12 protein-coding genes are annotated in these 12,724 nt (G+C 67.3%); 5 read left to right on the forward strand and 7 right to left on the reverse strand.

The annotated features are described in order from the left end of the window. The coding region (gene dusA / locus VB734_RS10065; protein WP_323243324.1) for a tRNA dihydrouridine(20/20a) synthase DusA at positions 1–842 on the reverse strand (842 nt) is incomplete at its 3' end. 6 nt (positions 843–848) lie between these two features. Here dusA and VB734_RS10070 point away from each other — a divergent pair. Next, complete coding sequence (locus VB734_RS10070; protein WP_197166642.1) at positions 849–2,174, forward strand: NAD(P)/FAD-dependent oxidoreductase; 1,326 nt, start codon at positions 849–851, stop codon at positions 2,172–2,174. Here the strand turns inward: VB734_RS10070 and VB734_RS10075 are convergent. Genes VB734_RS10075 through VB734_RS10085 form a run of 3 tightly spaced genes read right to left on the reverse strand, consistent with a single transcriptional unit; the run spans position 2,139 to position 6,497 of the window. Continuing rightward, on the reverse strand, positions 2,139–3,542 hold the full coding sequence (locus tag VB734_RS10075; RefSeq protein ID WP_322782095.1) for a type II secretion system F family protein: 1,404 nt from the start codon (positions 3,540–3,542) through the stop codon (positions 2,139–2,141). The genes VB734_RS10070 and VB734_RS10075 overlap by 36 nt on opposite strands. 10 nt (positions 3,543–3,552) lie before the next feature. Continuing rightward, positions 3,553–4,632 (reverse strand): type IV pilus twitching motility protein PilT, encoded by a 1,080-nt coding sequence (locus VB734_RS10080; protein ID WP_197166643.1) that lies wholly within the window; start codon positions 4,630–4,632, stop codon positions 3,553–3,555. A 56-nt stretch (positions 4,633–4,688) separates the two neighbouring features. Beyond that, a complete protein-coding gene (locus VB734_RS10085) occupies positions 4,689–6,497 on the reverse strand; it encodes a GspE/PulE family protein (RefSeq protein ID WP_322782096.1) in 1,809 nt (602 codons plus the stop codon). Between the two features lie 97 nt (positions 6,498–6,594). On the opposite strand from VB734_RS10085, the gene grpE reads away from it, so the two are divergent. The 4 genes from grpE to rsgA are packed head-to-tail and all read left to right on the forward strand — an operon-like array spanning position 6,595 to position 9,747. Further along, entirely contained in the window at positions 6,595–7,332 is a 738-nt protein-coding gene (gene grpE / locus VB734_RS10090) for a nucleotide exchange factor GrpE (protein WP_322782097.1), read from the forward strand. After that, positions 7,332–8,447 carry a molecular chaperone DnaJ gene (dnaJ, locus tag VB734_RS10095; RefSeq protein ID WP_197166646.1) on the forward strand — a complete coding sequence of 372 codons (1,116 nt, stop codon included), beginning with the start codon at positions 7,332–7,334 and terminating at the stop codon, positions 8,445–8,447. Before grpE ends, dnaJ begins: the two co-directional genes overlap by 1 nt. A gap of 15 nt (positions 8,448–8,462) precedes the next feature. Beyond that, positions 8,463–8,756 (forward strand): sulfurtransferase TusA family protein, encoded by a 294-nt coding sequence (locus tag VB734_RS10100; RefSeq protein ID WP_322782098.1) that lies wholly within the window; start codon positions 8,463–8,465, stop codon positions 8,754–8,756. Further along, complete coding sequence (gene rsgA, locus VB734_RS10105) at positions 8,746–9,747, forward strand: ribosome small subunit-dependent GTPase A (RefSeq protein WP_322782099.1); 1,002 nt, start codon at positions 8,746–8,748, stop codon at positions 9,745–9,747. Before VB734_RS10100 ends, rsgA begins: the two co-directional genes overlap by 11 nt. 30 nt (positions 9,748–9,777) lie before the next feature. Here the strand turns inward: rsgA and VB734_RS10110 are convergent, their stop codons facing one another. Genes VB734_RS10110 through murC form a run of 3 tightly spaced genes read right to left on the reverse strand, consistent with a single transcriptional unit; the run spans position 9,778 to position 12,560 of the window. Further along, positions 9,778–10,113 (reverse strand): YbaB/EbfC family nucleoid-associated protein, encoded by a 336-nt coding sequence (locus tag VB734_RS10110; RefSeq protein WP_197166652.1) that lies wholly within the window; start codon positions 10,111–10,113, stop codon positions 9,778–9,780. Between the two features lie 47 nt (positions 10,114–10,160). Beyond that, complete coding sequence (gene murB / locus VB734_RS10115; protein WP_197166654.1) at positions 10,161–11,093, reverse strand: UDP-N-acetylmuramate dehydrogenase; 933 nt, start codon at positions 11,091–11,093, stop codon at positions 10,161–10,163. Between the two features lie 3 nt (positions 11,094–11,096). After that, positions 11,097–12,560, reverse strand: a complete 1,464-nt coding sequence (gene murC, locus VB734_RS10120; RefSeq protein WP_322782619.1) for a UDP-N-acetylmuramate--L-alanine ligase — start codon at positions 12,558–12,560, stop codon at positions 11,097–11,099. Positions 12,561–12,724: the final 164 nt, after the last annotated feature.

Raw genomic sequence — 12,724 nt, forward strand, 5'->3', positions numbered from 1 at the left:
CCGCACCAGCGGCTGGCATGGGGAATCAGGCCCCGCACCACCGCTGAGGCCGAGACCGGCGGTCGCTCCCGGCAGCCGAACAGGTCCTGGTCGACCGTGGCCCAGCGCAGCGGATGGTCATAGGCGGCGCGCCCGACCATCACCCCGTCCACCTGATCCAGGTGCTCCTGGCAGTTCTCCAGGCTCAGCAGGCCGCCATTCAGTTCGATCGTGAGCAGGGGGCGGTCCCGCTTGAGCTGATGCACCAGGTCGTGGCGCAGGGGCGGAATCGTGCGGTTCTGCTTCGGATCCAGGCCATGGAGCCAGGCCTTGCGGGCATGCACGCTGAAGCGGCTGGCGCCGGCGCCGGCCACCCGGTCCACGAAGGCCAGCAGCAGGTCATAGCTGTCGTGATCATCGATGCCGATGCGGTGCTTGACCGTCACCGGCAGGGACGACGCGGTCGCCATCGCCTCCACGCAGCGGGCCACCCGGTCGGGGTCCGCCATCAGGCAGGCACCGAACCGACCCTGCTGCACCTTGGGGCTGGGGCAGCCCACGTTGAGGTTGATCTCGTCGTAGCCCCAGGCCGCCGCCAGTCGTGCGGATTCCGACAGGAGAGCCGGATCGTCGCCCCCCAGCTGGAGGGCCAGGGGATGTTCCTGGGGATCGAAGTCCAGCAGCGTGTCACGACGGCCGTGGTGCAGGGCCTGGGCCACCACCATCTCGGTGTAGAGCAGGGCACGGCGGCTGATCTGCCGCATCAGCACCCGGAAGTGCCGGTCGGTGCAGTCCATCATCGGCGCCACACTGAAGCGGTAGGCCCCGGCAACGGGTGTCGTCGCGTTGTCTCCCTGCCCCATTCGCCCATGCTGCCTGTCGACTGGTCCCTGGTGGTCGCCGGAGGCGGGCCCGCGGGCTACATGGCGGCCATCACGGCCGCCGAGCAGGGGCTGGCGGGAGTGCTGCTGCTGGAGGCCACACCCCAGCCGCTGGGCAAGGTGCTGATCAGCGGCGGTGGCCGCTGCAATGTCACCCATGCCTGCTGGGATCCCCTGGCCCTGGTGGGCCATTACCCCCGGGGGTCGAGGGCCCTGCGCGGGCCGTTCAGCCGCTTCGCACCCGGCGACTGCCTGGCCTGGTTTGCCGAGCGGGGACTGGAGCTGGTGGAGGAGCCCGACGGCCGCCTCTTTCCCCGCAGCAACCGCTCCAGCAGTGTGGTGGCCGTCCTGGAAGCGGCGGCTGCCGCCGCCGGGGTGACTGTCTGGAGGGGCGCCGCCCTGCGCCAGGTGGAGCCACGCGGGAGTGGTGGGTTCACGCTGCGGCTTCGCCTGTCACCGGGACTGGCCCCTGCTGGGGCTGCCAGCGACCTCGGTGCCGCCCGCCTGCTGCTGGCCACTGGTGGCCATCCCAGTGGCCGCCAGCTGGCGGGCCAGTTGGGCCATGACGTGGTGGCGCCGGTACCCTCCCTGTTCACCCTGGCCCTGGAGGCCAACCCCCTGGCCGCCCTGCGCGGGGTGGTGATGGATCCGGTGGGACTGGAGCTGCGGCTGCCCTCCGGTCGCTTTCGCGAGCGAGGACCCCTGCTGATCACCGGCTGGGGGGTGAGCGGTCCGGCCACCTTGAGACTCACCGCCTTTGCGGCCCGTGCGCTCAGGGACAGCGGCTACCGCGCCGAGCTGCGCATCGACTGGAGTGGCGGCTGCTCTGCCGCTGAGTTGGCGCAGCGCTTCCAGACCGCCCGCGCCGAGCAGGCCCGCCGCCAGTTGCTCAATGCTCGCCCCTGGCCCGAGCTCAGCCGCCGCCTCTGGATCCACCTGCTGGAGCGCCATGGGGTGACTCCCGACCAGCGTTGGGCTGATCTGCGCCGGCGCGATGAGGACAGCCTGCTGGGCGCCCTGCGCTCCAGCACCTACGCGGTGGGCGGCCGCGGCCCCTTCGGTGAGGAATTCGTCACGGCCGGCGGCGTCACCCTGGGGGAGGTGAACCTGGCCACGATGGAGAGCCGAAAGCATCCAGGCCTGTACTTCGCCGGCGAGCTGCTCGATGTGGATGGAGTCACCGGCGGCTTCAACTTCCAGCACTGCTGGACCAGTGGCTGGCTGGCCGGAGGTGCCATCGCCAGGGAGGCCCGCGAGGGACTTCCGGTGGCGATGGGCTCAGCGGATCTTGTCGAAGACCGAGAACATCGGTAGATACATGGCCACGAGAATCGCACCCACGATGATGCCGACGATCACGATCATGATGGGCTCCAGGAGTGAGGTCAGTGCTTTGACCGCCGCCTCCACCTCGTCTTCGTAGAAATCGGCGACCTTGGAGAGCATCGCATCCATCTCTCCGGTCTCTTCGCCAATGGCCAGCATGCTGAGAGCCATTTCCGGAAAGACGTTCTTGCGGGAGAGGGCCACGCTCACCGGAATGCCATCCTGTATCTCCACTCTGCAGTCCTCGATCGTATCGGCAAAGATTGAATTTCTTGAGGTGTCGCGAACGATCTCCAGGCTCATCAGAATCGGCACACCGGCTTTGCTCAGTGAGCTGAAAGTTCGGCAGAACTGAGCTGTTTCTGTTTTCTGAATCAGGTCACCGAACAGGGGAATCCTCAGGACGAAGCCGTCGACTCTCCGCTTGCCTAGGGGAGTGTTGTAGAACCCGACGAACAGCCATGCGGCCAGGATCAGAAAGGCGATCAGGAACAGGGAGAATGTCGAACGAAGCAGGGCACTCAGATTCACCATCATCTGGGTGAAGACAGGCAGCTCCGCACCTAGCTGCTCGAAGATATCGGCAAAGGTGGGAATCAGGAAAATCGTCATGCCGAGGAAGACGGCAATGGCGATCATCAGCACGATGACCGGATAGGCCAGAGCACCTTTGATCTGATTCTGGAGCTTGGCATTCTGCTCCAGCAACAGGGCCAGCCGTTTCAGGGTTTCATCGAGCACACCTCCGAGTTCGCCGGCTTCGACCATGGCGATGGTGATCCGATCGAAGACCTTGGGCCAGCGGCGCATGGCCACGCCCAGGCTCACCCCCTGACTCACATCGCTGGCGACGGCTTCGAGGGCCTGCCGGAACATCGGTTTCTTCTGCTGCTTGGCCACCAGGGTGAGGCCTCGCACGATCGGCACACCGGAATCCACCAGTGCCGAGAGCTTGCTGGCAAACAGCGCCTTCTCCCGGACATTGGGCCTGGCCTGGAACATCGTCCCCAGATCCCGGCTCAACAGACCGGAGCCGCCCTTCTCGCCACTCGCCAGCACCGAGCGTGTGGAGGAGATCGGCACCACCGAGGTCGCGGCGATGCCCCTTCGGCGCAGGTCCCGCTTGGCGCTGGCCAGGTCGGGAGCTTTGAGCTGGATCACCTTCTGCTGGCCCCGCTGGTTGGTGTAGGTGGCGGTGAAGACCGAAGCTGGGGCATCGGTTGCCGGGACCAGGGACTGGGCAAGGATGCCCCGCCGGCGCAGGTTGCGGCGGGCCGTGGGCAGATCCGAGGCCTCGACCCGCAGCTCCCGCTGGTCCCCCTGGGTGCTGGTGTACGTGGCCAGAAAGGCGGGCATGGTGATCGAATCAGAGGGAGTTGCCGAGCAGACGGTTCAGCTCATCCGGCTTGGTGGAGTGGGTGCGGGCTTCCTCCAGGGTGATGTCTCCCTGCCTGACCATGTCCGCCAGGGCTTTCTCCAGGGTCTGCATGCCCAGCTGTCCGCCGGTCTGAATCTGGGAATAGATCTGGGCTGTTTTCGCTTCGCGGATCAGATTGGCCAGGGCCGGTGTGTTGATCATGATCTCCTGAGCCATCACCCGGCCATAGTTGTGGTTGGAGGGTGAACTTCTCCGGCAGAGTGTCTGGGCGAAGATCGCCGCCAGGCTGCTGCTGAGCTGGGTGCGGATCTGGGCCTGCTGGCCCGCCGGGAACACATCCACCATGCGATCCACGGTCTGGGCGGCCGAACTGGTGTGCAGGGTGGCAAACACCAGGTGGCCGGTTTCGGCTGCGGTGATGGCCAGCTGGATCGTTTCCAGATCGCGCATTTCCCCCACCAGAATCACATCGGGATCCTCACGCAGCGCTGCTCTCAGAGCATTGCTGAAGCTTTTGGTGTCTTCATTGAGCTGGCGCTGATGGATCAGGCTCTTGTCATTGATGTAAGCAAACTCGATTGGATCTTCGATCGTGATGATGTGCTCGGCACGGCTGTGGTTGATGTGATCGAGCAGGGAGGCCAGAGTGGTGCTCTTGCCCGATCCTGTCGGACCCGTCACCAGAACAAGTCCCGAAGGCCTCTTGGTGATGTCCACCACCACCGGAGGCAGGCCGAGCTCCTGGGGAGTGGGGACCTTGCTGTTCAGGGCCCGCATGGACGCGGCGTAGGTGCCGCGCTGACTGAAGACATTGATGCGGAAGCGGGCCAGGCCGCGCAGGCCGTAGGAGCAATCGAGTTCCCAGGTCTGCTCCAGCTGCTTCCGCTGGGAGTTGGTGAGGATCGAGAAGATCATGCGGTTGCAGGATTCCTCGCTGAGTGCCTGCTCCCGCATCGGCCTGAGTTCCCCGTTGAAGCGTCCGTAGGGTTGCTGGCCGGCCGAGAGATGAAGGTCGCTGCCCTTCTGCTCGACCAGCTCTTCCATCAACTCCTCGATCTGGAGCTCCATCGGGACCATGCCGGGTTGATCCGGATTCTGAGTGCCGCTGAGACCGCCCGCAACACTCAGCGGCGCGGGGTCAGACAGTAAGGGCACTCCAGCCATTCATCCCTGAGTCCTGCCCCGCAGCCCTGGCAGGTCAGGGTGGTGAGGGCCTGGGCGCGCCGCTGGGATTCCAGTTCGGTGTCGGTGAGCAGCATCCGCTCCACCTCCTCGAGGGTGGTCTGGCCGTGGCGCACCAGTTCCAGGCCATAGACCAGCAGGGATTTCATGCCGGTCTCGATCGAAAGATTGCGGATCACGTCGGTGCTGGCGCCCTTGGCGATGGCACTGGCGAGGTTGTCGTTGATTCTCAGCACTTCGTAGACGCCGATGCGGCCCTTGTAGCCCCGTCCCTGGCAGACGGGACAGGTGCTGCCGTCGGCCCTGGGTCCCCGATTGGCTTTGTAGAAGGTGACCGACTGCTCCTGGCTGGCGAAGAGGCCGAAATGGCCCAGCTCTTCCTCCCCTGGGTGGTAGGGCACGCGGCACGACTCGCAGACCTTGCGCAGCAGCCGCTGGGAGACGATCCCGATCAGGGAGGCACTCACCATGAAGGGCTCCACGCCCATCTCATTGAGCCTGGCGATGGCACTGGGGGCGTCGTTGCAGTGCAGGGTCGTGAGCACCAGGTGGCCGGTCAGGGCTGCCTCGATGGCGGTCTTGGCCGTCTCTCCATCGCGGGTTTCCCCCACCAGCAGCACATCCGGGTCCTGCCGCATGAAGGCCCGCAGGGCGGTGCTGAAGTCGTAGCCCTTGTCGCGGTTCACCTGGGTCTGGGTGATGCCCTTGAGCATGTACTCGATGGGATCCTCGACGGTGGAGATGTTGATGCCGGGCTCGTTCCGTTCCGAGAGCAACGAATAGAGCGTGGTCGATTTGCCCGACCCGGTGGGCCCGGTCACCAGCACCATCCCGAAGGGCCTGGCGCCCATCGATCGCACGGTGCTCAGGGCGGCCGGCTCGGTGATCAGCCGCTCGAGGCCCAGACGGGTGCTGCTGCTGTCGAGCAGACGCAGCACCACCTTCTCCCCCCAGCGGCCTGGCAGGGTGCTCACCCTCAGTTCGATCGTGCGGCCGCGGAACATCCGGCGGATGCGGCCGTCCTGGGGCATCCGCCGTTCGGCGATGTCCAGCTCGGCCATGATCTTGAAGCGTGAGGTGACCGCCGGCGCCAGGCTTCTGGGCAGGTGTTCGACCGGATGCAGCACACCGTCCTGGCGAAAGCGGATCCGCAGCCCGTCCTCCTCCGGCTCCACGTGGATGTCGCTCGATTCCGACTCCATCGCCTGGATCAGGATGCGGTTCCCCACGCTCACCACCGGTGAGGCGTTGGAGGCTTTGAGGCTGGCCTCAAGATCCAGCTCCTGCTCCTCGGCAGCGGGCGCCTCCTCCAGGCGGTCCTCCAGGCTCAGACCCTCCAGCAGCGAGAGGCCGTTGGGCTGGGAGGTCAGGGCGGTGTCCTCGCTGGGGCGATGACGCCGGTCAGCCATCTTCTGCTGCAGCGCTTCGCTGATCTCCTCCTGCAGCCCCAGACGCAACTCCGGTGTGATGCCGTTGGCCAGCACCGCCTCCTCCAGCTGCCGGCGCTGCTGTGCCTGCCAGTGGCTGGGGATCGCGATATGGAGCCGCTCTCCCTGGCGCACCAGGGGCAGGGCCACCCACTCCCGCCAGTGCTGGGCGTCAATCCTGGGGCAGGCCTCAGCGGCCCGCGGATCGGCCAGCTGCAGGTCCGCAGGGAGCAGCAGTTTCTCACCGCTGAGCAGCTCGGCCTCCAGGCGCCGCTGCTGGAGCGTTTCGGCCGCAGGGACCGGGCGTGTCGCCAAGAGGGTCATGGCCGAGGCCGCAGGGATCAGGTGCGGGCTTCCGCCGCTTGTGGGAGGAGCCCGTCGACCAGCAACATGTTTAGGACCGATCGGCGTTGCAGTCAGCATGAGCGGCGAAGCCACTCCCTACCCACAGGATCCCTCCGCCTACCCGCAGGATCCCTCCGCCGGGGCGGAGTCCCTGAAACAGGACCTTGACCCGCTGGGGGGGGACTCTCCGGCCGACACCGGCTCAGCCGAGCCGGCCTCCAGTGATCCGCAGCCCACGGCAACGGGGGCCGCGGAGGAGGATGCCGAGTCTGTGACCCAGCGTCTGTCCGCGGAACTCGAGACCCTGCGGCGGGAGCATGAAACGCTGCGCGGTCAGTACATGCGCATCGCCGCCGACTTCGACAACTTCCGCAAACGCCAGAGCCGTGATCAGGAGGATCTGCGCGTGCAGATCGCCTGCTCCACCCTCAGCGAGATCCTGCCCGTGGTCGACAACTTCGACCGCGCCCGTCAGCAGCTTGATCCCCAGAGCGAGGAGGCCCTGAGCCTCCACCGCAGCTATCAGGGCCTTTACAAGCAGCTGGTGGATGCCTTCAAGCAGCTGGGGGTGACCCCGATGCGGGTGGAGGGTGAACCTTTCGATCCCAACCTGCACGAAGTGGTGCTGCGCGAGCCCAGTGACCTGGTGAGTGAGGACGTGGTGATCGAGGAACTCCAGCGCGGCTATCAGCTGAACGGGCGCGTGCTGCGCCATGCTCTGGTCAAAGTCTCGATGGGACCGGGTCCCGGGGCCTCGGAGGGGGTCGCGCCCCCGGCCCAGGACGGGGCAGCGGGTGGTGAGGAATCCAGCTGATGGCCGAGTACTACGACCTGCTTGGGGTTTCCCGCGACGCAGACGCCGACACCCTCAAGCGGGCCTACCGACGCCTGGCCCGCCAGTACCACCCCGACATCAACAAGGAGCCCGGCGCGGAGGAACGCTTCAAGGAGATCGGCCGGGCGTACGAGGTGCTCAGTGACCCCCAGTCACGGGCCCGCTACGACCAGTTCGGAGAAGCGGGTGTCTCCGGAGCCGGAGCCCCCGACATGGGCGACATGGGAGGGTTCGCCGACCTCTTCGAGACGTTCTTCAGCGGTTTCGGCGGTGCCTCCGCTGGCGCTGGAGCAGGTCCACGCCGTCGTGGGCCCCGCCAGGGGGACGACCTTCGCCTGGATCTCAGCATCAGCTTCAACGAGGCGGTCTTCGGCCAGGAGAAGGAGGTGCAGATCCGCCACCTGGAAACCTGCGCCACCTGCCAGGGCAGCGGCGCCAAGAGCGGCAGCGGTCCCACCACCTGCGGCACCTGCGGTGGTCAGGGTCAGGTGCGCCGGGCCACCCGCACCCCTTTTGGCAGCTTCACCCAGGTGGCCCCCTGTCCCACCTGTGAGGGAACCGGCCAGGTGATCGCCGACCCTTGCGGCGCCTGTGGCGGCCAGGGGGTCCAGCAGGTGCGCAAGAAGCTGCGGATCACGATTCCCGCCGGTGTCGACTCCGGCACCCGTCTGCGCGTGGCCGGCGAGGGCAATGCCGGCCAGCGTGGCGGCCCAGCGGGTGATCTCTACGTGTACCTGTTCGTTCAGGCCCACGACAAACTGCGCCGCGACGGCATCCACATCCACTCCGATGTGGCGGTGAACTATCTCCAGGCGATCCTCGGCGACACGATCGAGGTCGACACAGTGGATGGGCCAGCCACCCTGGAGATACCCGCGGGCACGCAACCCGGCACCACCCTCACCCTCACGGGCAAGGGCGTTCCCAAGCTGGGCAACCCGGTGGCGCGGGGCAACCACCACGTCACCGTGAAGGTGCAGCTGCCCACGAAGCTCAGCAGCCATGAGCGCGAGCTGCTCGAGCAGCTGGCCGGGCATCATTCCACCAAGGATCATCCCCACAAGAGCGGCCTGTTCGGCGGGCTGTTCGGTTAGCGCCATGGCCCGCCTGTGACCAGCAGCCCTCCCTCGGGGACTCCGCCCGCGGAACCCAGCCTGCGGCTCGATCTGCGCGGCACCCCCTGTCCCCTCAACTTCATCCGCAGCCGACTGGCACTCGAGACGATCGCGGCGGGTGAATGGCTGCTGCTCGATCTCGATGCCGGTGAACCCGAGTTGATGGTGGCCGAGGGCCTGCGCCAGGACGGACACCTGGTCGAGCGGGGATCAGGGACCATCCCCGGACCACAGGATTCGGCTGGCCGGGAGGGGGTCCGCCTGTGGATCCGCCGCCATGGGGACTGAGACCGAGGCCAGGCCTGTCGGGGGCAAGGCGATGGTCAGGGGCCTGGTCACCGCGATTCAGGCCAACTTCTGCCTGGTGAGCCTGGAGATCCCTGGCCCCGGTGGACTGGATCAGCTGCTCTGCACGCGGCGCAGCCGGCTGGGTCAGGCCGGTGCTCGCATTCACGTGGGTGATCGGGTGGGGCTGGAGGGCATCGACTGGCCTGCCGGTCGTGCCGCCGTGGGAGATCTGCTGCCGCGCACCAGCCTGCTGGGCCGGCCACCGGTGGCCAACTGTGACTTGATCGTGGTGGTCATCGCGATGGCCGATCCGGCCCCGGACCCGGAGCAACTCAGCCGTTTTCTGCTCACCGCCGAACACAGCGGTCAGCCGGTGCAGGTGGTCTTCTCCAAGGTGGATCTGGTCTCGCCCGATCAGCTCGACTGCTGGCGGCAACGGCTGAGGAGCTGGGGCTACGAGCCGATCGCGGTCAGCACAGCCACCGGTGAGGGATTGGCCGTCCTCAGGGAGCGGCTCGCCCGGCCCGGAATCGCCGTGGTCTGCGGTCCGTCCGGGGTGGGCAAGAGCAGCCTGCTCAATGCTCTGGTGCCTGCCCTGGCCCTGCGGGTCGGCAGTGTGTCAGGTCGGCTCAGGCGCGGACGCCACACCACCCGGCATGTGGAGCTCTTCCCCCTGGCGCCCGGGGCCCTGATCGCCGACACCCCTGGCTTCAACCGGCCTGAGCTGCCCCGCGATCCGGCTGTTCTGCCGGCCCTGTTTCCGGAGATCGCCTCAGCCCTGCTGGAAGGGCCCTGCCGCTTCAGCAACTGCCAGCACCGAGGTGATCCCGGTTGCCGGGTGGGCACCACCTGGGAGCGCTACCCCTACTACGCCGAGGGCCTGGCGGAGTTGCTGCAGGCCAGCGCCGCAGCTCAGGAAACCCGCTCCCAGCGGCCCCCCAGCGGGTCTTCCCGTCGCCGTCAGCGTCAGCAGGCGCCTGATCTGGGCTGACGTGACGGAAAGCCAGGGCCACCGGGGGCCTCATCCCCCCAGACCGGGCAGGTTCAGGCCACCGGTGAGTTCCTCCATCCGCTCCTTCATCGTGCCGGTGGAGATGTCGTAGGCGGCTTTCAGGGCCTCGAGGGTGGCGGCTTCGGCGGCCTCGGTGCCATCAGCCAGCAGTTCGGGGGAGAGGCGCACCTTGAGCGGTTGCTGGTTGCCCGTCAGCCAGACGCTGGCCCGGCCATCGGCGCTGCTTCCTTCCAGTTCCATGGCGTCGAGCTCGTCCTGGAGCTTCTGGGCATCCTGCTGGATCTGCTGGGCCTTGCGGAAAGCTTCGGTCAGCTGTCCGAAGTTGGGGAGTCCGAAGCCGGCCATGCAGGAATCAAGAGCGCCGGTTCAGGCTACGGCCTCCCCTTCGACGCTCAGGCTCCTCGCCCGGCTGGCTGGCGCCGGGATCTGAAATCCCCCAGACGCTTCACCTCGGTTTGGAGCTCAAGGCCGTGGGCGCTGAAGACCCGCTGCTGGACCAGCTGGATCAGCTGGTCGATGTCATCGGCGCTGGCGCCGCCGGTGTTGACGATGAAGTTGGCGTGAATCGGCGAGACCATGGCTCCTCCGATCGCCAGCCCCTTGAGGCCGAGCTGCTCGATCAACTGACCGGCCTTACGGGGCTCGGGGTTGCGGAAGACGCTGCCGCAGCTGGGCTGCTGGTAGGGCTGGCTGCTGGTGCGGCTCGAGAGATTGGCGCTGGTGCGCCGGCTGATCTCAGCGGGATCATGGCCCGAGCTGAGGCGGAACCGGGCCGAGAGCACCAGCAGATGGTCCTGCTGCAGCCGGCTGTGGCGGTAGGCGAACTCCAGCTCGCTGGCCTGCAGCACGAAGGGGCCACCCTCGCCGTTGGGATCGACCACCGTGACCTCCTGGAGCCAGTCCGCCGTGCATCCCCCCTGGGCGCCAGCGTTCATCACCGCGGCACCGCCCACGGTGCCGGGGATTCCCACAGCCCACTCCAGACCGCTCAGCCCAGCCCGGGCCGCCTTGCGAGCCAGGGTCGGGATCGGTTCCCCGGCCTGGGCTTCCACCAGCCCCGTGGCCGCATCGATCACGCTGCCCTGCAGCCTGCGGTTGCAGAGGGTGAGCCCCTCGAGTCCACCGTCGCTGATCAGCAGGTTCGAGCCGGCTCCGATCAGTCGCAGGGGAAGGGTTTCGGCCCGGGCCCATCGGACGAGGGTCATCAGTTCGTCACGGCTGGCCGGCTCCGCGAACCATTCAGCCGGTCCTCCCACCTTCCAGGTGGTGTAGTCGGCCAGGCTCACCTGGCTCAGGGCAGGCTCGTGAGCCGGGGTCAGGGGCACGGCTCAGGCGGCCAGACGGGCGGCGGGCGCATCGGGCGCATCGGGGGGCATCAGCTCGGCGAGGGCCTGGAGTCGAGACCAGAGGCCGTTCACATCGCCCGCCCCCATCACCAGCACCAGATCACCGGGCTGGCTGCGGCGCACCACCTGTTCAGCCAGCTGGTCCAAGGTGCCACTCACCTTCAGAGGCAGGTCAGGGCGGAGTTGCTGCAGGCGATCGGCCAGGGCCTGACTGTCGACACCGGCAATGGGCACTTCTCCGGCGGCGTAGAGCGGAGCCAGCAGCACCGTGTCGGCGAGAGTGAGGGCAGCGGCGAAAGCATCCAGGAATTCGGCGGTGCGGCTGAAGCGGTGCGGCTGGAACACGGCCACCAGTCGTTGGGGCACGTCCGGCAGAGGGCTGCGGCCGCTGGTCACCATCAGACGCGCCATGCGCAGAGTGGCCTCCACCTCGCTGGGGTGGTGGGCGTAGTCGTCGACCACCTGGCGGCCTGCCCAGCGGCCCCGGTAGTCGAAACGGCGACCGGGGGAGCGAAGGGTTCGCATCGCCGTGGCCAGGGCGCCGAAGGGGACGCCCTCCAGGCGGCAGGCGGCGAGGGCGGCGGTGGCATTGCTGAGGTTGTGGCGGCCGGGCAGGGGGAGGCTGAAGCGCCCCACCAGCTCTCCCTGTTCGTAGAAGTCGGCGATGGTGCCTTCGCCGTGCTCCTCCACCGCCAGGGCGGCGAACTCCACTCCCTCGCTGCGCTCGATCGACCACCAGGCTGCGGGTTGGAAATGCTGGCGCAGCACGGGACAGTCGGCATTGGCGAGCAGGGATCCGCAGCCGGCCGCGAAGCGCTGGAGCGTCTGGATCAGAGCGTCGAGGTCGGGGTAGTGATCGGTGTGGTCGAGCTCCAGGTTGGTGATCAATCCGAGACTGGATCTGAATTTCACCAGGGAGCCATCAGATTCATCGGCCTCGGCCACCAGCACCCGGCCGCGGCCACTGCGGGCATTGCTCTGAAACGCGGGCACGATGCCACCGATCACGGCGGTGGGGTCCTGGTCGGTGGCCGCCAGCAGAGTGGCGATCAGCGTGCTGGTGGTGGTCTTGCCGTGGCTGCCGGCCACGGCGATCGAGGGCTGTGCGTTGATCAGGGCTGCCAGCACGTCGGAGCGGTGGCAGATGGTCAGGCCGGCTTCTCGGGCTGCCATCAGCTCGGGATTGGCCGCCGGCACCGCCGTACTGATCACCACCAGCGCCGGGGTGTCGCCATCGCTGTTCAGGGACGCGATCGTTTCGGCGTCCTGGTGGGCAAACACCCGCACCCCACGTCGGCGCAGGGACTCGAGCACGGGACTCTCACGCGGGTCGGATCCGCTCACCTGAAAACCGCGGTCGGCCAGGATTCCGGCCAGTGCCGACATCCCAATGCCGCCGACCCCGATGAAGTGAAGGGGGGCCCGGTGGTCGAGCAGCGGTGCCAAATGCGTCTCCATGCGGACCCGAAGGTAGGTGTTGACGCTGCGCTTGTCTCTCCCCTTTTAACGCTTGTTTGGCTCCGCGAAAGGTTCAGCGGCTGGAGCGGCTCCTGGAGGGGGGAGACCATTTCTGTATGATCGGCAGCCAAACTCCCCTTGTCAACGGGTTT

The sequence above is a fragment of the Synechococcus sp. BA-124 BA4 genome (assembly GCF_034931165.1).